15 protein-coding genes are annotated in these 18,483 nt (G+C 62.9%); 5 read left to right on the forward strand and 10 right to left on the reverse strand.

Annotated features, from left to right (window positions below):
• From NKI24_RS02400 to betI, 3 genes are read right to left on the reverse strand one after another with little or no spacing between them, the layout of a single operon-like run.
• Nucleotides 1-1,008: a threonine/serine dehydratase family protein gene (locus tag NKI24_RS02400; RefSeq protein ID WP_502901426.1), complete on the reverse strand. Its 1,008-nt coding sequence runs from the start codon at nt 1,006-1,008 to the stop codon at nt 1-3.
• Complete coding sequence (betC, locus tag NKI24_RS02405) at nt 1,008-2,537, reverse strand: choline-sulfatase (protein ID WP_352449082.1); 1,530 nt, start codon at nt 2,535-2,537, stop codon at nt 1,008-1,010. The genes NKI24_RS02400 and betC overlap by 1 nt, the downstream gene beginning before the upstream one ends.
• Complete coding sequence (betI, locus tag NKI24_RS02410; protein WP_352743156.1) at nt 2,534-3,124, reverse strand: transcriptional regulator BetI; 591 nt, start codon at nt 3,122-3,124, stop codon at nt 2,534-2,536. The genes betC and betI overlap by 4 nt, the downstream gene beginning before the upstream one ends.
• Nucleotides 3,125-3,348: 224 nt before the next feature.
• Here betI and NKI24_RS02415 point away from each other — a divergent pair, with 224 nt between their 5' ends.
• Both NKI24_RS02415 and NKI24_RS02420 read left to right on the forward strand, forming a co-directional pair.
• Entirely contained in the window at nt 3,349-4,515 is a 1,167-nt protein-coding gene (locus NKI24_RS02415; protein ID WP_352743158.1) for an acetyl-CoA acetyltransferase, read from the forward strand.
• A gap of 26 nt (nt 4,516-4,541) precedes the next feature.
• The gene (locus tag NKI24_RS02420) at nt 4,542-5,546 is read left to right on the forward strand and encodes an asparaginase (protein WP_352743160.1); all 1,005 of its coding nucleotides are present in this window, start codon (nt 4,542-4,544) and stop codon (nt 5,544-5,546) included.
• Here NKI24_RS02420 and NKI24_RS02425 read toward each other — a convergent pair.
• Together NKI24_RS02425 and NKI24_RS02430 are read right to left on the reverse strand one after the other, a co-directional pair.
• Nucleotides 5,539-6,912, reverse strand: coding sequence for a TIGR03808 family TAT-translocated repetitive protein (locus NKI24_RS02425; RefSeq protein WP_352743162.1), 1,374 nt, complete (start codon nt 6,910-6,912; stop codon nt 5,539-5,541). The genes NKI24_RS02420 and NKI24_RS02425 overlap by 8 nt on opposite strands.
• A 153-nt stretch (nt 6,913-7,065) precedes the next feature.
• Entirely contained in the window at nt 7,066-7,851 is a 786-nt protein-coding gene (locus tag NKI24_RS02430) for a TetR/AcrR family transcriptional regulator (RefSeq protein WP_352743164.1), read from the reverse strand.
• 21 nt (nt 7,852-7,872) lie between these two features.
• Between NKI24_RS02430 and NKI24_RS02435 the strand changes: the two genes are divergently transcribed.
• Nucleotides 7,873-8,682, forward strand: coding sequence for a class I SAM-dependent methyltransferase (locus NKI24_RS02435; protein WP_352618552.1), 810 nt, complete (start codon nt 7,873-7,875; stop codon nt 8,680-8,682).
• A gap of 113 nt (nt 8,683-8,795) precedes the next feature.
• Nucleotides 8,796-9,269, forward strand: a complete 474-nt coding sequence (locus tag NKI24_RS02440; protein ID WP_352507466.1) for a GreA/GreB family elongation factor — start codon at nt 8,796-8,798, stop codon at nt 9,267-9,269.
• Here NKI24_RS02440 and NKI24_RS02445 read toward each other — a convergent pair.
• From NKI24_RS02445 to NKI24_RS02460, 4 genes are all read right to left on the reverse strand, one after another.
• Entirely contained in the window at nt 9,266-9,655 is a 390-nt protein-coding gene (locus NKI24_RS02445; protein WP_352743167.1) for a type II toxin-antitoxin system death-on-curing family toxin, read from the reverse strand. The genes NKI24_RS02440 and NKI24_RS02445 overlap by 4 nt on opposite strands.
• Complete coding sequence (locus NKI24_RS02450) at nt 9,652-9,873, reverse strand: AbrB/MazE/SpoVT family DNA-binding domain-containing protein (protein ID WP_095496758.1); 222 nt, start codon at nt 9,871-9,873, stop codon at nt 9,652-9,654. The genes NKI24_RS02445 and NKI24_RS02450 overlap by 4 nt, the downstream gene beginning before the upstream one ends.
• 73 nt (nt 9,874-9,946) lie before the next feature.
• Nucleotides 9,947-12,070 (reverse strand): methylmalonyl-CoA mutase, encoded by a 2,124-nt coding sequence (gene scpA, locus NKI24_RS02455; RefSeq protein WP_352743169.1) that lies wholly within the window; start codon nt 12,068-12,070, stop codon nt 9,947-9,949.
• Nucleotides 12,067-13,509, reverse strand: coding sequence for a methylmalonyl-CoA mutase subunit beta (locus NKI24_RS02460; protein WP_352743171.1), 1,443 nt, complete (start codon nt 13,507-13,509; stop codon nt 12,067-12,069). Before NKI24_RS02460 ends, scpA begins: the two co-directional genes overlap by 4 nt.
• Before the next feature lie 275 nt (nt 13,510-13,784).
• Here NKI24_RS02460 and NKI24_RS02465 point away from each other — a divergent pair, with 275 nt between their 5' ends.
• Nucleotides 13,785-15,317 carry a helicase HerA-like C-terminal domain-containing protein gene (locus NKI24_RS02465; RefSeq protein WP_352743173.1) on the forward strand — a complete coding sequence of 511 codons (1,533 nt, stop codon included), beginning with the start codon at nt 13,785-13,787 and terminating at the stop codon, nt 15,315-15,317.
• 153 nt (nt 15,318-15,470) lie between these two features.
• Here the strand turns inward: NKI24_RS02465 and NKI24_RS02470 are convergent, their stop codons facing one another.
• On the reverse strand, nt 15,471-18,332 hold the full coding sequence (locus tag NKI24_RS02470; RefSeq protein WP_352743175.1) for an ATP-binding protein: 2,862 nt from the start codon (nt 18,330-18,332) through the stop codon (nt 15,471-15,473).
• Nucleotides 18,333-18,483 lie beyond the last annotated feature (151 nt).

An 18,483-nucleotide genomic window follows, 5' to 3' on the forward strand; every position in this document is an offset into this window, starting at 1 on the left:
TCATGCGCGCCCGTGGTTCCTATGCGCAATGAAATCGGCCAGCGAGACGTTGCCGCCGGTTGCCATTACGAGAACGGTTTTGCCGGTGACGTCGACCTTGCCGCCGAGCAACGCCGCCAGCGAAGCAGCGCCGGATGGCTCGAGCACCAGCTTCAGCCGCTCGAAGGCGAGGCGCATAGCGCGCCGCACCGAAGCATCGTCGACGGTGACGCCGCGAACGCCGGCGGTCTTCACCGCTGCGAACGGCGCGTCGCCGGGCCGCCGCGACATCAGCCCGTCGCAGATCGATTTCGGCCCGATCGGCATGGTTTCGATGGCGCCATGCGCCAGCGACGAGCCCATGCCGTCAAAACCTTCCGGCTCGACGCCGATGATCTTCGTGGCTGGCGACAGGTAGTGAAAGGCCAGTGAAACACCGCCGATCAGGCCGCCGCCGCCGACCGAGCAGAACAAGAGATCGGCCTCCGCTTGCCTGGCGGCGATCTGGTCGAGTGCCTCCAGCCCGGCACCGGCCTGGCCGGCGACGATCTCCGGATCGTCGAACGGGTGCAGCAGCGCCAGGCCTTCGCTCGCAGCGATCTCGCGCGCCTTGGCGGCGGCGACTTCCTCACGCGCGCGCTCGCCATGGTCAGTCAGCACCACGCGCGCGCCGTAACCCAATGTGGCGTCGCGCTTGGCGGCCGGCGCGTCGATCGGCATGACGATGGTGACGGGAATGCCAAGCGCTTGGCCAGCCGCCGCTAGCCCCTGCGCAAAATTGCCGGAGGAGTAGGCGACGACGCCCTTTTTGGCTTCGTCAGGCGAGAGCTTCTTCAGCCGCCAGTAGGCGCCGCGCACCTTGAACGATCCTGCCCATTGCAGCGATTCGGCCTTGACGAAGACGCGGGCGGCGCCGGTCTCGCGCGCGAGTGCCGCCGATTCCAGCAGCGGCGTGACCTGCGTCGCCTTGGAGGTGACGGCATAGGCCTGCCTGAGATGGTCGAGCGAGGGGACGAGACTATCTGCCATCATTCGCCTCGCGGAAAGCGCTTCTGCTCTTCGAGCAGGTCGAGGTTCATGTGGTTGCGCATGTAGCGCTCCGATGCCTTCTGCAGCGGCTGGAATTCCCAGGGATAATGGGTGCCGTTGCGCAGCGCCGGGTAGACCATCCAGCGGCGTGCCTGGCTGGCACGCACCGCCGCGTCGAAGGCCGCCATGTCCCAGCGCGCCCGCACCTTGTCGGTGAAAGCGGCCACCAATGCCGCATTGGCCGGATCGGCGGCGAGATTGGTCAATTCCTGCGAATCCGATTCAAGATCAAACAGTTGCGGCGGATCGATCTCGCAATGGATGAATTTGTAGCGGCCCTCGCGCATCGCCACCATCGGCGCGTTGGAGCCTTCGGCGGCATATTCCATCAGCACCGGCGCGGAGCGTTTCTTTCCGTTCAGCAACAGCAGCAGCGACTGGCCGTCAGTCCACGGCGCAATCGCGCTGATGTCGATGCCGGCGAGGTCGCAAAGCGTCGGCGTCACGTCGAGATTGGAGACCGGCGTGTCGATCAGGCCGGCGGCGATGCCCTTGCCGGCGACCATCAGCGGCACCCGCGCCGAACCTTCGAAGAAGCACATCTTGAACCACAGGCCGCGCTCGCCGAGCATGTCGCCGTGATCCGAGCAGAACAGGATGACCGTGTCGTCGAGCATGTGTGTGTGCTCGAGCACCGACATCAATTCGCCGAGCTTGTCGTCGAGATAGGAGATGTTGGCGAAATAGCCGCGCCGTGCGCGGCGTATCTGCTCAGCGGTGATGTCGAACCTGTCATAGTCGCTGGCGCGGTAGAGCCGCTGCGAATGCGGGTCCTGCCTGTCGTAAGGAATGAAGCCGACCTCGGGCTCGAGCGCCGGGCAATCCTCGTAAAGGTCCCAGTATTGCCGCCGTGCGACGTAAGGATCGTGCGGATGGGTGAAGGAAACCGTCAAGCACCAGGGCCGATGTGCGGCATCGTCGGAGACGCGGGCAAAATCATAGAGCTTCTGCACCGCATGGAAGGCGACCTCGTCGTCATATTCCAGCTGGTTGGTGATCTCGGCAGTACCGGCGCCGCTGACGGAGCCGAGATTGTGATACCACCAGTCGATGCGCTCGCCGGGTTTGCGATAGTCGGGTGTCCAGCCGAAATCGGCCGGATAGATGTCGGTGGTCAGCCGCTCTTCGAAGCCGTGCAACTGGTCCGGACCGACGAAATGCATCTTGCCGGAAAGGCAGGTGTGATAGCCGGCGGCACGCAGATGATGAGCAAAGGTCGGGATCGACGAGGTGAATTCGGCGGCATTGTCATAGACCCCGGTGCGTGACGGCAATTGGCCGCTCATGAATGCGGCCCGGCCTGGCGCGCAGAGCGGTGACGCGGTGTAATTGTTGCAAAAACGCGCCGAACGCGCGGCGAGCGCCTTTAGATGCGGCGCGTGCAGGAAGTCTGCCGGCCCGTCTGGAAATAGCGTTCCGTTGAGCTGATCGACCATGACGATCAGGATGTTGGGTCGCTTGGATGTCACTGCTTCTGCCGTCCGCTGAGCTTCGTTTCGAGATAGTCCTCGACCAGTGCAATCGCGGTCGCGGCATCGGGAACACCGTCCTTCAGCGCGCGCCTGATATAGAGCCCGTCGATCAGCGCCGCGGTCGCTTCGCCGACCCGGTCGGCCTCGCTTCTCGGCAGGATGCCGGCCAGCCCGCTGAGCAGATTGGAATGCAGCCGGCGCGCATAGACCTTGAGCAGCCGGCGGAGTGCTGCCGATTTCTGCGCCTCGACATAGAAGGCGAGCCAGGCGGCGATCGTTTCGGGCTGGAACTGGATGTCGGAGAAGTTGACCGCGACCACCGCCGAGACGCGCTGGCGCGCCGTGCCGGCCGCGCGAAGTGCACGGCGCGTATCGGCGGTGAGCTCGCTCAGGATGTGCCGCATCGTCGCCAACAGCAATTCGTCCTTGGCGCCGAAATAATGGTGGGCAAGCGCCGAGGACACGCCGGCGCGGCCGGCGATTTCCGACATCGTCACATCAAGCGAACCGCGCTCGCCGATCGCCGAGATCGTTGCGTCGATGAGCGCCCTGCGGCGCAACGGCTCCATTCCGAGTTTCGGCATTCCTGCTCCGGCCTGTTGCGACAAGATTATTTTTTATTGACGCATCAATCAACAAAAATCCGGCCTGATTTGCTGGCAAAAGCCAGGCACTATGACCAGATGATCAAGATCAAGCGATTGTGCGGTTCTGGCCCCTTCACGAGGCCGGCGAAACGGTTCATGCTTGAACAATGCGGATGCGCGCGCAGTATCGCGTAGCCCGGGTCCACAGGATGGAGATCGCCATGACAGCATGCATCGTCGGTTGGGCGCATTCGCGCTTCGGCAAGCTCGAAGGCGAGACGCTGGAGGGCCTGATCACCAAGGTGGCAGTCGAGGCGCTCGATCATGCCGGCATCGGTCCGGATGACGTCGACGAGATCGTGCTCGGCCACTTCAACGCCGGGTTTTCCGGCCAGGATTTCACCGCGAGCCTGGTCCTCCAGGCCGACGACCGGCTGCGCTTCAAGCCGGCGACCCGCGTCGAGAACGCCTGCGCCACCGGCTCGGCGGCGGTCAGGCAAGGCATCCGCGCCATCGACGCCAATGCCGCCCGTATCGTGCTGGTGGTCGGCGCCGAGCAGATGACGACGACGCCCGGTCCCGAGATCGGCAAGAACCTGCTCAAGGCCTCGTATCTGCCGGAGGACGGTGACACGCCGGCAGGCTTCGCTGGCGTCTTCGGCAAGATCGCCCAAGCCTATTTCCAGCGCTACGGCGACCAGTCGGATGCGCTGGCGATGATTGCCGCCAAGAACCACAAGAACGGCGTCGACAATCCCTACGCGCAGATGCGCAAGGATTTCGGCTACGAGTTCTGCAGGCAGGAAAGCGAAAAAAACCCCTTCGTCGCCGGTCCGCTGAAGCGCACAGACTGCTCGCTGGTGTCGGACGGTGCCGCCGCGCTTGTCCTTGCCGACACGGCCACGGCGCTGAAGATGCGTCGCGCCGTCGCCTTCCGCGCCAATGAGCATGTGCAGGATTTCCTGCCGATGTCGAAGCGCGACATTCTCGCCTTCGAAGGCTGCGAGCGGGCCTGGAACCAGGCGCTGAAGCAGGCGGGCGTGACGCTCGGCGACCTGTCCTTCGTCGAGACGCATGACTGTTTCACCATCGCCGAACTGATCGAGTATGAGGCGATGGGCTTGGCCAAGCCGGGCGAGGGCGCCAAGCTGGCCCTGGATGGCGAGACGGCGAAAGATGGAAGGCTGCCGGTCAATCCGTCTGGCGGGCTGAAGGCCAAGGGCCACCCGATCGGTGCCACCGGCGTATCCATGCATGTGCTGAGCGCGATGCAACTCATCGGCGAGGCGGGCGGCATCCAGGTGCCGGGAGCAAAGCTCGGCGGCATCTTCAATATGGGTGGTGCCGCGGTCGCCAACTACGTTTCCATTCTCGACCGGATCAGATAAACCCGCCCGCATTTGCGGGAGGTGACATGACAAATCCGGTTCTGGTCGAAGTTTTGCGCGGCGCTCTCGTCGAGAGCGCGCATCGCGGCGCTGTTGCCGTCTTCGACGCCGACGGCAAGCCCGTCTGGGAGATCGGCGACACGGCACAGCCGGTGTTCCCGCGTTCGGCGGTCAAGGCGATCCAGGCGTTGCCGCTGGTCGAGAGCGGCGCTGCCGATGCCTACGGCTTCGGTGACCGGGAGCTGGCGCTGGCCTGCGCCTCCCATTCCGGCGAGCCGCCGCATGTCGAGTTGGCGCGCGCCATGCTGGCGAAAGCCGGCCTCGACGAGACGGCACTCGAATGCGGCGCGCATTGGCCGTCGAGCCACGGGGCGACGCTGGCGCTCGCCCGCGCCGGCCGTGCGCCGAACACCTTGCACAATAATTGTTCCGGCAAGCACTCAGGCTTCCTATGCACCTGCGTTCACAGCGGCATCGCCCATCGTGGTTACGTCAAGGCTGGCCATGCTTCGCAGGAGATGGTCCGCGAAGCGATGCAGGCGGTGACCGGTGCTGCCCATGACGCCGATCACCGCGGCACCGACGGCTGCTCGATTCCGACCTATGCCGTGCCGCTGCGCAGCTTTGCCCTTGGCTTTGCCCGCATGGCGACAGGTGCCGGCTTCGAACCGGTGCGCGCCCGGGCGGCGAAGCGGCTGCTTTCCGCCTGCATGGCCGAGCCGTTTTTCGTCGCCGGCACGGGCAGGTCCGATGTAGCGATGATGGAGGCCGCGCCGGGCCGGATTTTCGTCAAGGGAGGCGCCGAAGGTGTTTTTTGCGCCGCCCTTCCGGAGCTCGGCCTTGGCATTGCGCTGAAATGCGACGATGGCGCCGGCCGCGCCGCTGAAGTGATGGTCGCGGCCGTGCTGGCAAAGCTGCTGCACGCCGACCAGGCGCTCGCTGCGAAATTGATCGAACAGGCAAATCCGCCCATCGAAAGCCGGATCGGTGCCAAAGTCGGCGCGCTCCGGCCGACGGCCACCTTCAACTGACGTGGTTGCGCTCGACGGTCAAATGCGCGTAGCCGGCATTGCCTGATGCGGCGAGGTCGCCGGTCACCGGCTCGGCCCAGCGTTGGCCGACGATCGCGCCGTTCTGGACTCCGTCGATGACATTGTCGGAGATGATTGCCGTCCCGGCACCTTCGACCACGGTCACGACGATGCCGGTCCCCGCCTTGCGGATGACGTTTCCCGTGGCGACCACATTGCGCATGAACGGTCCCCAGCCGATCTGCATGCCGTAGAGCGGTGCATTCTCGACGACATTGCCGGAAACTGTGGTGTCTGCCTCGACGCTGATGCCGACGCCGAAGCCGGGCGCGTCCGCAGGGTAGGGGCCGCTGGTCGCCAGATTGCGGACGATGTTGCCGGAGCACACGCCCATGCGGCCGCCTTCGTTGAAGTTGACGATCGAAATACCATTGGCGGCGCCATCGACGATGTTGTTGCCGATGATCGCCCCTTCGAAGGAGAATTCGGAATACACGGCCGTCTCGCCCGAACGCGAGCAGGTGTTGCCGGTGATCTGCAAATTGCTGGAACTGTTGGCGCGGATCGCCGAAAACGCGCAGTCCGAAACAATATTACCGGAGATGATGACATTGCCGCGGAACGCATTGATGCCATTGCCGTTCTGGCCGGTTCCGCCGCTGCGCGCCTGGATGCGCTCGATCCGGTTGCCGCTGACGATGGTGCCGTCTTCCGCCGCCTGCCAGCGGTGCACGAGAATGCCGCCATTGGCGCAGTCGGAGACGCTATTGCCTGATATTTCCAGGCCATCGGCCTCGACCGAATAGATGCCGGCATCGGCCGCACCGGATATCTCCGAGCGCTCAATGCGGCCCGAGGCGTGTTCGAGCGCTAGGCCGTGCTTGCCGCTGCCGGTAAGCTGGCAATTGTCGACGACCAGATGGGCGATGCGGCGCAGATCGAGCAGGCCTTGCGCGTAGTCGCCCATCCAGCGGTTGCTGCCGTCGAACACCAGCCCGCTGAGTTCGATATGCTCGGCCTGTTCGGCCATGATGAGATGGCCATTGCCGCCATAGACGATCCGCGATGCGCCCGGTACGCCGGACAGGCGCACCCGGCCGGGCAGCGACAGGTTGGAAACGATATAGATCCCCGGCGACAGGAACACCGGCATGTCGCGGTCGTGCGCGTCGCGCAGCAGCTTGGTGAAAGCCTTGCTCTGGTCGTCTAGCGCGCCGGGCCGGACGCCGAGCTCGGTCGCGTTGATCGCGCCACGCATCGCGGCTTTCTCGATGCCGGGAAGGTTTTTCGCCGCTGCCTTGCCGAGCGAAAGCCCCATGACGGCAAAGCCGGCGGTCTGCGCAAGCAGCGTTCGTCTGTTCAACATCGGCACAGATCCCTTGCGTTCAACGGCCACGCCGCAGGATTCGTGCCAGACTAGCCCGGTCGAACTCGTGGTGAAAATCTGAAGCTTGCCAGCCAGGACGGAATATTGCTTTCGGCCTTTCTGTGGGCGATCAAACGAAGCCCCTTTTGATCTCTATTCGATCCTCGTTGGCTCGGCGAACACCGCATTTACCCCGTTGAAGGCAAGTTGCACGAATGTCTGGTCGATCTCCGCGGGGGACAGCTTCGTATCCCTCTCAAGCCACCAGTGCATCACTTCAAAGAACGCGCCAACGATGAAGCGTGTGGCGATCTCAAGTCTGACTCCGCCTTCATCACCTTGGATATTCGCCAACTCATGGCGAACCTGCCTGCTTATCCAGCCGCGGATCTCTTCTGGCATTTCGCGCTTTTTCCCGCCCATCAGCGCACGGTGCATCTCCCGCGTGGCAAGAGCATGCTCGAACACCGGACCGCTGAAGGAAAAGCCCTTGGCATTTCTCTGCGAATGGCGTTCGGCACCACGTGCCTGCAAGCCCTTCATATGCTCGTCGATCGTTGCTTTCCTCAAGTAGTCCTTATCGGGATAGTGCGTGTAGAAAGTCGAGCGGCCGACATCGGCTTCCCTGCAGATGTCCTCGACCGTGATCGCCGTATATCCCTTCTCGGCGGTCAATCTGAAAAGCGCCTGCTGCAGTCGGCTGCGGGTCCTGGCGACCCGACGGTCGATCGGTCCGGCTGGCATCGGCAACATCCTTTTCCGGCCAAAGGACACCAAATCGTCCAGTATTGGGCGCGTCGGTGCGATGTGGCCAGTAAAACTGATACTGGACACACTGTCCAGTATCATATGCTCTTGCGGAAGGCCCGGCGCGATGCCCGGCTGGCCGGAGATAAAGCAATGCACCAACGTCTTTTCGGAACAATAGTTGGAGGGCATGCGCTAGTCGCGCTCGTCAAAGTGGCCGTGGTGCTCGCGGCATTTTTCTCGTTGGGACAGGCAAATGCGGTCTTTTCCTTGGGAGTTCCCGTCCTCCTGCTTCATGCTGGTGCACTCGTCGTAGTCGCGAGCTTATTGATATGGCAAAGCGCTCACGGGCGGCTGTCCGCCAAGGACCGCAGACCGGCCGCCGGCGAGGAGAAGGCGCCGCATGTCGGCATCACGCTTCATTCCGCCGCCCTGTACGATATGCTGGCGTGGCTTCTGACCTTCGGTCGCGAACGTGCTTTTCGCGAAAGGATATTAAGCTTTGCGGAGCTGAAACCGGGAGAAGTGGTCCTGGATGTCGGGTGCGGCACCGGCACCACCGCGCTCCTCGTCAGACAGAAGGTGGGGCCGGAGGGGCGTGTGGACGGCGTCGACGCCTCCGCCGAAATGGTTGCGCGCGCAACGGCAAAGGCCCGGCGGGCAGGGTTACAAGTCGGGTTCTCGACCGCCACCGCTCAGGAACTGCCTTTCAAGGATGGGGAATTTGATGTCGTCCTCAGCACGCTGATGTTCCACCATCTTCCAAAGAAGGGCCGCGAGGATTTTGGCAGAGAAGCCTTCCGCGTCCTGAAGCCGGGCGGTCGCGTGCTTATCGTCGATTTTGCAAAACCGCCGCGCCGGAAGAGCACGTTTCGGCTCCACCGGCATGGTTACGTCGATTTGGACAAAATCGCAGCGGATCTCGGCCGGCTCGGCTTCAATATCGCTGAGCGAGGCGACGTCGGAACCAAGGGGCTCCGCTATCTAATTGCGCAGCCGGACCTTAGCCTTACGGCGCTCTAAGCGCGATAGCGCGTTGAGGCATTCGCATGGTCAGCTTTACACCCCAAGCAGCTGTTACTGAGCTTCATCAGCAATGGCTTGTGGAGTCGCCATTGCAAGCCTAAGTTCGTCGGATGAGCAGGGCCTTCACCCGCGAGGAAGACAGCGAAAACGCCATCGCCGGCATCGGCGAGCGGCCGATCAGCCATCACCGCAATCTGGTCACGGAACGCGGCATGGCGCTGATCGATGCCGAGGTGGCCGCTCTGCGCGACGAACTGGGCAGAGCCGAGAAGAGGGCCGACCGCGAGCGCATTGCGCTGGTCTCGCGCGATCTCCGCTATTGGACGGCGCGGCGTGAAAGCGCCGAGCTTTCGGTGCCCGAACCGGGCAGCGACCTGGTTCGTTTCGGCATGGGTGTCACCCTGGAAAGCGACGACGGCAAGAAGGTGCACTGGAAAATCGTCGGCGAGGACGAAGCCAATCCGGGCAAAGGGACAATTTCCCATATGTCGCCGATGGCGATGGCGCTGTTCGGCAAGAAGGTCGGCGAAGTTGCCGTGGTCAACGGCAAGGAATGGGAGATCGTCAAGCTCTCCGACAGTTAGTCTTCGAGCTTGACGACATGATCGCGGAAGAACGCCGCGGCACCAGCCTCGTCGATTTCGCCGGCGGCGACGCCCATGACGAATTCGTAAAGCATGCCGTCATTGGCCGACAGGGCATAACCGTTCACAATCAGAAATGCGCCGGCCACGACAATGGCCGTGCGTTTGTTGCCGTCCACAAAGGCATGATTTCTGGCAATGCCGAAGACATAGGTGGCTGCGAGTTCCTCAACCGACGGGTCTCCGCAGTTGGCCTTGTTTTCGGCGCGAGCGAGCGCCGATTCGAGGGCATTTTCATCCCTCAAGCCTTGTGCTCCGCCGTGTCGGCGCAACTGCTCCGCGTGCATGGCTTCGACTGCACGCCGCGTCAGAAACTCCCAGCTCATTCGGCGAGCTTCTGAAGCGCGACCTTGTATTTGTCCATCACCTCGCGGGCAGCTTTCATTTGCCGCTCGAAGCTGTCGTCCACCGGCTTCAGCGCAAGACCGTCACCTGTTTCAACGATTTGAAGCTGGTCGCCGGCCTTCAGGTTCAGACGATCGAGAAGCTCCCTCGGCAGGATCACGCCTTCGGAATTGCCGATCTTGCGAATGGTCGTGTTCATGGTGAGGCATCCTGTTGCAACGCTGATTATAACTCAGCGTGTTTCTTGTTACAACAGACATTATAACAAAGCGTCAGCCGGCCTGCAGCAGCCGGTCCATCAGCCGCTCCGCCGCTTCCGGGATAACCGTGCCGGGCGGGAAGATTTCAGTGGCGCCTGCCTGCCGGACTGCGTTGTAATCCTGCGGCGGGATGACGCCGCCGGCGACGATCAGCATGTCGTCGCGGCCCAACTTCTTCAGTGCAAGCTTGAGTTCGGGAATGAGCGTCAAATGGCCTGCTGCCAGCGACGAGGCGCCGACGATGTGCACGTCATGCTCGACGGCCAGCCTGGCGATCTCGTCCGGCGTCTGGAACATCGGCCCGACGGTGACGTCGAAGCCTAGGTCGGCAAAGGCGGTGGCGATCACTTTCTGGCCGCGATCATGGCCGTCTTGCCCCATCTTGGCGACCAGAATGCGCGGCTTGCCGCCGGACTTTTCCTCGAACGCGACGATCTTGTCCTGCAGCCGGTCGACCACCGGATTGTCGCCGAGCGCGTTGCGATAGACGCCGGAGATCGTCTGCACCGAGGCGACATGGCGGCCGAAAACCTTTTCCAGCGCCAGCGAAATCTCGCCGACCGTGGCGTTGGCGCGTGCGGCCCGGATGGCGAATTCCAGCAGGTTTGCGTTACTCCCGGCAGCACGGGTAAGCGCATCGAGCGCGCTCTCGACGGCGGCGACGTCACGCGTGCCTTTCAGCCGCTGCAGCTTCGACAATTGCCGTGCCCTGACTTCGGCATTGTCGATCTTCAGCACGTCGACTTCGATGTCCGTGCCGGGACGGTGAGCATTGACACCGACCACGATCTGTTCGCCTGAGTCGATGCGCGCCTGGGTGCGCGCGGCAGCCTCTTCGATGCGCAGCTTGGGTAGGCCCTTTTCGATCGCCGCGGCCATGCCGCCGAGGCTCTCGACCTCCTCGATATGCGCAAGCGCACGCGCCGCCAGATCATGTGTCAGCCGTTCGACATAGGCGGAGCCGCCCCACGGGTCGATGATGCGCGTCGTGCCGGACTCCTTCTGCAGGATGAGCTGTGTGTTGCGGGCGATGCGGGCCGAATGGTCGGTCGGCAGCGCCATTGCCTCGTCGAAGGAATTGGTGTGCAGCGACTGCGTATGCCCTTGAGTGGCGGCCATCGCCTCGATCATGGTGCGGATGATGTTGTTGTAGGGATCCTGCGCCGTCAGCGACCAGCCCGAAGTCTGGCAATGGGTGCGCAGCGACAGCGAGCGCTCGTCCTTCGGCGAAAAGTTCTTCAGCATCAGGCTGGCCCATAAAAGGCGCGCTGCTCTCAGCTTCGCGACTTCCATGAAGAAATTCATGCCGATCGCCCAGAAGAAGGAAAGGCGCGGCGCGAAACGGTCGATGTCGAGGCCGGCCGCGATGCCGGCGCGCGCATATTCGATGCCGTCTGCAATCGTGTAGGCGAGCTCGAGATCCGCCGTCGCACCTGCCTCTTGCATGTGGTAGCCGGAGATCGAGATCGAATTGAACTTCGGCATGTGCTTCGACGTGTAGGAAAAAATGTCCGACACGATCCGCATCGAAGGTTTTGGCGGATAGATATAGGTGTTGCGCACCATGAACTCTTTCAGGATGTCGTTCTGAATGGTCCCGGTGAGATCCTTCTGCGCAACGCCCTGTTCCTCCGCCGCGACGATATAGAGCGCCATGATCGGCAGCACCGCGCCGTTCATCGTCATCGATACCGTCATCTCGTTAAGCGGGATGCCGTCGAACAGCTGGCGCATGTCGAAAATGGAATCGATTGCGACGCCGGCCATGCCGACATCACCGGCGACGCGCGGATGGTCGCTGTCGTAGCCGCGATGCGTGGCGAGATCGAAGGCGACCGACAGGCCCTTCTGGCCGGCGGCAAGGTTGCGACGGTAGAAGGCGTTGGACTCTTCGGCAGTCGAGAAGCCGGCATATTGCCGGATCGTCCAGGGTTGCTGGACATACATCGTCGGATAGGGGCCGCGCACGAAAGGCGGCAGGCCTGGATAGGTATCGAGATGTGGCAAGCCCTTGAGATCGCCCTGGTTGTAGAGATGCTTGACGGCAATGCCTTCCGGCGTCATCCGCTGGCCTTTGACCTCGACCGGCACCCGCCGTGGCGGCGACCAGGCGATCTGGCTGAAATCCGGGATCATGGTACGGCTCCGATCGACTGATCTATGCGGATCGGAAATAGCGGCTCGCACACCGCAACGCCTTCGGTGAAGGCAGGCCGCCGCTCCGCCGCCAGCGTCTCGACCGGACGCTCGGTCTTCGACGGGTGCAGCGTCGTGCCGACGATCGCCCGTTCGCCCGCCTGGTAGACTGTGTTGCGGCGGGCGGAAGCTGCCTGGACGCGCCTCTGGATGTGGCCTTGCTCAAGGCTGGTCAGCACGCCGCCTTCCGCCTCGATCTGCTGGAACTCCTGCCAGGCCGCCGCGCAGAGCTCCGCAGTCAGCGCTTCGACGGCGCCCGAACCGCAAACCGGATCGGCGACGTGGTCGATGTGGCTTTCATTGGCCATGATTAGTTGCGCGTTGCGGGCAACGCGGCGGGCAAAACCCGCGGGTAGGCCGTGCGCGATGGTGTGCGGCAGGATGGCGATCGAATCCGCGCCGCCGGCGGCAGCCGCAAAAGCGGCGATGGTGGTGCGCAGGACGTTGGTTTCCGGTTCGGCCGTCGTCATCATCCGGAAGGAGGTTTCGGCATGGATGCTGGCGGTGGAGGGCGGTATCGAGCAGGCCTCCTGGACACGCGCCCACAGTCTGCGCAACGCCCTGACCTTGGCCGTCGACACGAACTGGTCCTGGTCGACGCTCAGCGCAAAACCGATATGCGGCGCCGCGTAGACGAGCGGCTGGCGCGCCTTCTCGAACAGCCTCAAATAGGAGACGGCCGAGGCGAGCATGGTGCCAAGCTCCTGCGCCTCGGTGGCGCCGGCATTGTGGAATACCCGCCCGTCGGCCTCCAGCAGCACGCCGGGCACACCCATCGAAAAGAAATGCGCCAGCGATTGCGGCATCGAAGCCTGTAAAGCCTCGATCGACATGCGCAGCCTGCCGGTCCCGGCAAAGATCGCCGCCGGATCGATGCCGAAGGAGAGGTTGAGCTTTGCCGGGTCGGAGCGGCGCTTGGTCAAAAACGCCACCAGCCAGTCGGCCACGGCACGGCTCCAGGGATGGGCGTCGATGCGGATCTGGATGCGGTTGAGCGGTACGCCGTCGAGCACGCCCTCCAGCGCCTCCGCCGTCCTCGGCAAGCCATAGCCGAAGGCGTTCGGCGCACCCTCGAAGACAAGGGACAGTCCGGTGGCACCCTGCGCGACGTCTTCCAGCGCCTGCGCATTGGCGCGGCCTATGTCCGGATCGTCGATGCGCTGGCTGACGATCCACGGTGATCCCGGCTTGGCGCGCACGACAGGCTCCGCCGTGACCGAACGCTCGTAGAGCGGCTCGATGCGGATGGCGTCGTCCGTATGCGAGACGAGCTTTTCCTCGAAGGACCCGCCGGCCAGCGCCTTCTCCGCCAGCGCCAGCCATCGTTGCCGGTCGACGTTCGGAAGTTCGGCATCCTGGGTCAAGGCACCGGCGCCCATCGGTTCTCCTCGTTCTAGCGGCCGCAGCGGCCGACTATGTCAGTCTACGGTCCCCGGCCCGATATCACAATGCAGCACACATGCCGTGCAACGCGCCTTCCGTGATTGTGACCGTCAACCGATTGCCAAACATGGGCAGGTTCCGCAAGCTCCAAAAGCCATTTTCGACAACGCCCATTGTCGCTGCGCAATGGCCTCACTATACCTGCGGCGGGGCTCCTTTTTCTTCAAGGGATCAGGGCATTCAACCCTATAGGTTTGCGGAGACCGGACACATGGCCGACGATACCAGTATCTTCATAGGGGCCAGCCGCAAGCCGGACGACAGCTATCAGCGGCCCGAACAGCTTTTGCTGCAATATGGCAATCGTCATGGCCTTGTCACCGGCGCGACCGGCACCGGCAAGACGGTGACCCTGCAGATATTGGCCGAGGGTTTCTCCAATGCCGGCGTGCCGGTATTCTGCGCCGACATCAAGGGCGACCTGTCGGGTATCGCCATGATGGGCACAGCGCAGGATTTCCTGGTCAAGCGAGCCGAGCAGGTCAAGCTCGATCCCTATGAATTCCAGGAATTCCCGGTCATCTTCTGGGATCTGTTCGGCGAGCAGGGCCACCCGATCCGCGCCACCATCTCGGAGATGGGCCCACTGCTTCTGTCGCGGTTGATGAACCTTTCCGAGGCGCAGGAAGGCATCATGAACATCGCCTTCCGCATCGCCGACGAGGAAGGCCTTCTGCTGCTCGATTTGAAGGACCTGCAGTCACTGCTTGCCAATATCGCCGACCGCGCCGAAGAGATCGGCGCCCGCTACGGCAATGTGACGAAACCTTCGGTCGGCGCGATCCAGCGCACGCTGCTGGTCCTGGAGCAGCAGGGCGCTGCCAATTTCTTCGGCGAGCCGGCATTGCGGATATCCGACATCATGCGCACCACGCGCGATGGACGCGGCGCCATCAGCGTGCTCGCCGCCGACAAGCTGATGATGAATCCGCGGCTCTATGCGACGTTCCTTCTGTGGCTGATGTCGGAACTGTTCGAGGAACTGCCGGAAGTCGGCGACCCGGACAAGCCGAAGCTTGTCTTTTTCTTCGACGAGGCACACCTTCTGTTCGACGACGCGCCGAAGGTGCTGATCGACCGCGTCGAACAGGTGGTCCGGCTGATCCGTTCGAAGGGCGTCGGCGTCTATTTCGTCACGCAAAATCCGCTGGATATCCCTGAAACGGTGCTGGCCCAGCTCGGCAACCGGGTGCAGCACGCACTTCGTGCCTATACGCCGCGCGAACAGAAGGCCGTCAAGACGGCGGCCGAGACGTTCAGGCCCAATCCCGATTTCGACTGCGCAATCGTGATCACGCAGCTCGGCACCGGCGAGGCGCTTGTCTCGACGCTGGAAGCCAAGGGCGTGCCGTCCATGGTGCAGCGGACGCTGATCCGCCCGCCATCGTCGCGCCTTGGCCCGATCACGCCCGACGAGCGCCGCAAGCTGATCCCTGAGAGCCCGGTTGCCGGACAGTACGACCAGACCGTCGATCGCGAATCGGCTTTCGAGATCCTGCAGAAAAAGGCCAAGGACGCCCAGGAGGCACAGGCGCAGCAACAGGACGCAGGCCGCTCACGCTGGACCATTCCAGGCTTCGGCAATGACGATCTCCAGCCGACCGGCGGCCACCGCGCGCCGCGGCCCTCCAACCGTCAGACGGTGGCGGAGGCGGCGATCAAATCCATCGTGCGCTCGGTCGGTTCGTCAGTCGGACGGGCGATCGTCCGCGGGATTTTGGGGAGCCTGTCCAGGGGCAGGTGAGGGGCATCGGACCCGAAGGCGGGCATCGGTGTTGGCAATTCTGTCCTGGCATCAAGCGCCAGTAGCCAGATCTGGAGGACAGCGCACGGCGGCTATGCGCCAATAGCTGCCGTCGGACCGTCTGCAAAAGTGTAAACGCGTACCGGCAGTAGCTTAGCTCAGCGTCACCAACAGGCGCGCGGCAGCCTTCAAATCTTCCGTACTCGCGCCTTCTACGAAATGCTCCGCAACCGATTGCAAGAGCTCGCGAGCACCGTCGATCTCCCCTCGTTCAGCCATCAACGCTGCCATATCAATTGCGGTTCGCAGCTCCCATGCCCGCGCGCCCTGACTCCGGCTCAACTCCAGTGCCTGCATTAGGGATGCGCCGACCTCGTCGCGATTGCGTTCCGACAGTTGTTGGAGAAGAAGGCCTCCCTTCATCCGCAGCAACTCCGGAAGGTACAATTGGTCACCGTTCTTTTCGACTTGACCGACTGAATCACCGATCAGCGCGACTGCTTCGTCGACCTGACCGATCGCGGATAGTCCTCTAACCAGCGAGAGGTTGAGCTCGGTCGTGAGCAATTCGTAAGGTGCTGCGTGGAGCTTTTGGAGAGAACTCTGGAGGCCCCCGACCCCACCTGTCGCATCCCCGTGCCGGATTGCGACTTCGCTTTTGAATCCCCGACCGACCAGCAGGTAAGGGGCCATGGAATGGGACTCGGCGCGGGAAATCAGCATGTCGATGTGTGCCTCCGCGCTCTCCAGTTCCCCGGCCCACAGGAACACCGATATTCCCCAGATCAGGGCGATCGCCAGAGTCAGCGAGTGGTCCATGGCGGCGGCCTCTTCGACGGCCTGTCGAGCACGTTCCATGGCTTGGTCCGGATGGCCTTGCAGCCAAAGGGTCCTCGCCAGGATAGCCTTGGCCAGGATTTTGCCCTCGAAACCGAGATAGACCGTTGTGGTTCGCTGAGAGCTTGGCCCACGATCCAGCGCTGCCTCAAGCTCCGCGCGGGCTTCGGCCAGGTCACCACGAAGGTGAAGCGATATCCCCAGAATGGTATGCGCCAACGCAATCGCGACCGGATCCTCCAGGGTCGCGGCTATGGCTGAACAGCGTTTTGCAAACTGGAGGGCGGTCACGAAATTGCCTGTCCGCAGGTGGAACATGTTGAGCGGACCCAGCAGGCGCACTTGATCCAACGTATCACCGCGTTCTTCGGCAATCGCCAGGCTTTTCTCCAGGGCGACGCGCGCAGCATCACGCCCTCCCCGCATGAACATCAGGGACACACCCAAGGCTGCCTGGAGATGCATCTCGTCAAGTCCGCCAAGAGCGGCATCGTCGAGAGCGAATATCGCGCGTTCTGACCAGCGATGACACTCCGGCAACAAGGACATCGCCAGGAAAACAGGCGCGGCAGCAGTGGCAAGTCCGATGCCGATATCAGCGTTTCCGCCCTGGCCGAAGCACCATTCCAGAGCGGCCCGCACATTGTTGATGGCGGCGAAGTGAGGAGCCCGCTCCTCGCCGGTCGCCAGACCTGGCCACTCGATACCTGTTTGCTCAAGCCATCTTCGATAGTAGGCGGCGTGGCGCACCGCCAGATCGGCGGCCTCGGCGTCATCTATGCTGATATCGAGGACGTAGGCGCGCGTGGTATCCAGGAGCCGATAGCGCATCATCGCTCCGAGCGGGCGCGTCGCTATGATCGACTTGGCAACAAGACTATCCATGGCATTAAGAACGGTCGATCTGTCGAGGGCAGCGCTTGTGACGACTTCCAAGACCGCATCGAGCGTGAAATGACCAAGGAATACAGCGAGCCTGCGAAGCACTGCGCGCTCCAGGTCGGTAAGTAGCCCAAAGCTCCAATCCAGCGTGGCCTGCAGGGTCTTTTGACGCGGTGGCGCGGTCCGCGATCCCAGCCACAGCAAAGTCAGACGTTGATCGAGAAGCGCGGCGGTTTGTTGCAATCCATAAGACTCGACCCGCCGGGCCGCCAACTCGATTGCGAGCGCCACACCGTCAAGCTTTCGACAGATGCTTGCGACGATCAGGGCTTCCGCATCGCTGACATCCAAGCGCGCGCCACTTGCCACCGCGCGCTCCACGAACAGTTGAATGGCCGGGAACGTCTGGACAACCGCCGTCGTAAGCCTTGGGTCGTCCGGCGGACAGGCAAGGGCATCCAATCGGTAGATATGCTCGCCTTCGACCCGAAGCGCTTCGCGACTTGTTGCCAGAATGTGGACCTGCGACGCCGCGTCGATGATACTTGCGGCCAGAGGCGCCACCGCATCGACGAGATGCTCGCAGGTGTCGAGGATCAAAAGCATCCGCTTGTTGCGCAGGTAGGCGATCAGATTGGGCGTCGCGTCACTCGATTGAACCGACAGCCCAAGCATGGAGGCGACGGCTGTCGTCACCAGGTCGGGATCGCCGAGCATTCCCAGGTCGACGAACAGCACAGCGCCCGCGAAGGCGTCAATGAGGTGATGTCCGACCGCGATCGCGACGGTGGTTTTGCCGACGCCGCCCGCGCCAACGATTGTGACGAAGCGCGACGCATTCAGTCGAGCCGACAGCTGGAGAACGTCGTCGTCCCGACCAACCATTCGGCCCAAGCGGCTCGGAAGATTCGCGTGCGAAAAACTGGCGGCAGCTGCAGGCTCTTCATCGCGCGGACCGCCGATCTGCGAGACGGGCGCGATGAAGCAATAACCCCGCCCTGGTAGTGTCGCGATGTATCGTGCGCCGTCCTTTCCGTCACCCAGCGCCTTGCGGAGCCTGGTCATGTGAAACCGCAGGCTGCCTTCCTCGACTACGACATCGGGCCAAACCCGCGACATCAGATCCTTTTTGCCGACGATTTCATTCGGCGTGGAGATCAGGGCAATGAGAATGTCCAGTGCACGCGAGCCCAGCGCCAAATGAGCGCCGTCTTTTGTGACGAGCCTTTCGCTCGCAACCAGATGGAAAGGACCGAACGACAGTCCGTCCTTGGCCTGACCTGCCACTATCGTCATGGCGCTTCTCTCGGAGCCGCCCGCCACCAAGCCGATAGTCTAAGTCAAGTACAACACCTGCACCATAGGCGAACGGTGGCAGGACCCCGCTGCCCGGAGCCACCAGCGCTGACAGCCACTAACAGGGGCTCACAACACATAACGGGCGATT

Origin of the sequence: Mesorhizobium sp. M0701 (assembly GCF_040320365.1) — a bacterium.
In the GTDB taxonomy this organism is placed as follows: domain Bacteria; phylum Pseudomonadota; class Alphaproteobacteria; order Rhizobiales; family Rhizobiaceae; genus Mesorhizobium.

What these genes read in the sequence shown, in the direction of transcription:
- NKI24_RS02400 (WP_502901426.1), bottom strand. Translation starts at nt 1,008, where the DNA reads ATGGCAGATAGTCTCGTCCCCTCGCTCGACCATCTCAGGCAGGCCTAT.
- betI (WP_352743156.1), bottom strand. Translation starts at nt 3,124, where the DNA reads ATGCCGAAACTCGGAATGGAGCCGTTGCGCCGCAGGGCGCTCATCGAC.
- NKI24_RS02415 (WP_352743158.1), top strand. Translation starts at nt 3,349, where the DNA reads ATGACAGCATGCATCGTCGGTTGGGCGCATTCGCGCTTCGGCAAGCTC.
- NKI24_RS02420 (WP_352743160.1), top strand. Translation starts at nt 4,542, where the DNA reads ATGACAAATCCGGTTCTGGTCGAAGTTTTGCGCGGCGCTCTCGTCGAG.
- NKI24_RS02425 (WP_352743162.1), bottom strand. Translation starts at nt 6,912, where the DNA reads ATGTTGAACAGACGAACGCTGCTTGCGCAGACCGCCGGCTTTGCCGTC.
- NKI24_RS02430 (WP_352743164.1), bottom strand. Translation starts at nt 7,851, where the DNA reads ATGCCCTCCAACTATTGTTCCGAAAAGACGTTGGTGCATTGCTTTATC.
- NKI24_RS02440 (WP_352507466.1), top strand. Translation starts at nt 8,796, where the DNA reads ATGAGCAGGGCCTTCACCCGCGAGGAAGACAGCGAAAACGCCATCGCC.
- NKI24_RS02445 (WP_352743167.1), bottom strand. Translation starts at nt 9,655, where the DNA reads ATGAGCTGGGAGTTTCTGACGCGGCGTGCAGTCGAAGCCATGCACGCG.
- NKI24_RS02450 (WP_095496758.1), bottom strand. Translation starts at nt 9,873, where the DNA reads ATGAACACGACCATTCGCAAGATCGGCAATTCCGAAGGCGTGATCCTG.
- scpA (WP_352743169.1), bottom strand. Translation starts at nt 12,070, where the DNA reads ATGATCCCGGATTTCAGCCAGATCGCCTGGTCGCCGCCACGGCGGGTG.
- NKI24_RS02460 (WP_352743171.1), bottom strand. Translation starts at nt 13,509, where the DNA reads ATGGGCGCCGGTGCCTTGACCCAGGATGCCGAACTTCCGAACGTCGAC.
- NKI24_RS02465 (WP_352743173.1), top strand. Translation starts at nt 13,785, where the DNA reads ATGGCCGACGATACCAGTATCTTCATAGGGGCCAGCCGCAAGCCGGAC.
- NKI24_RS02470 (WP_352743175.1), bottom strand. Translation starts at nt 18,332, where the DNA reads ATGACGATAGTGGCAGGTCAGGCCAAGGACGGACTGTCGTTCGGTCCT.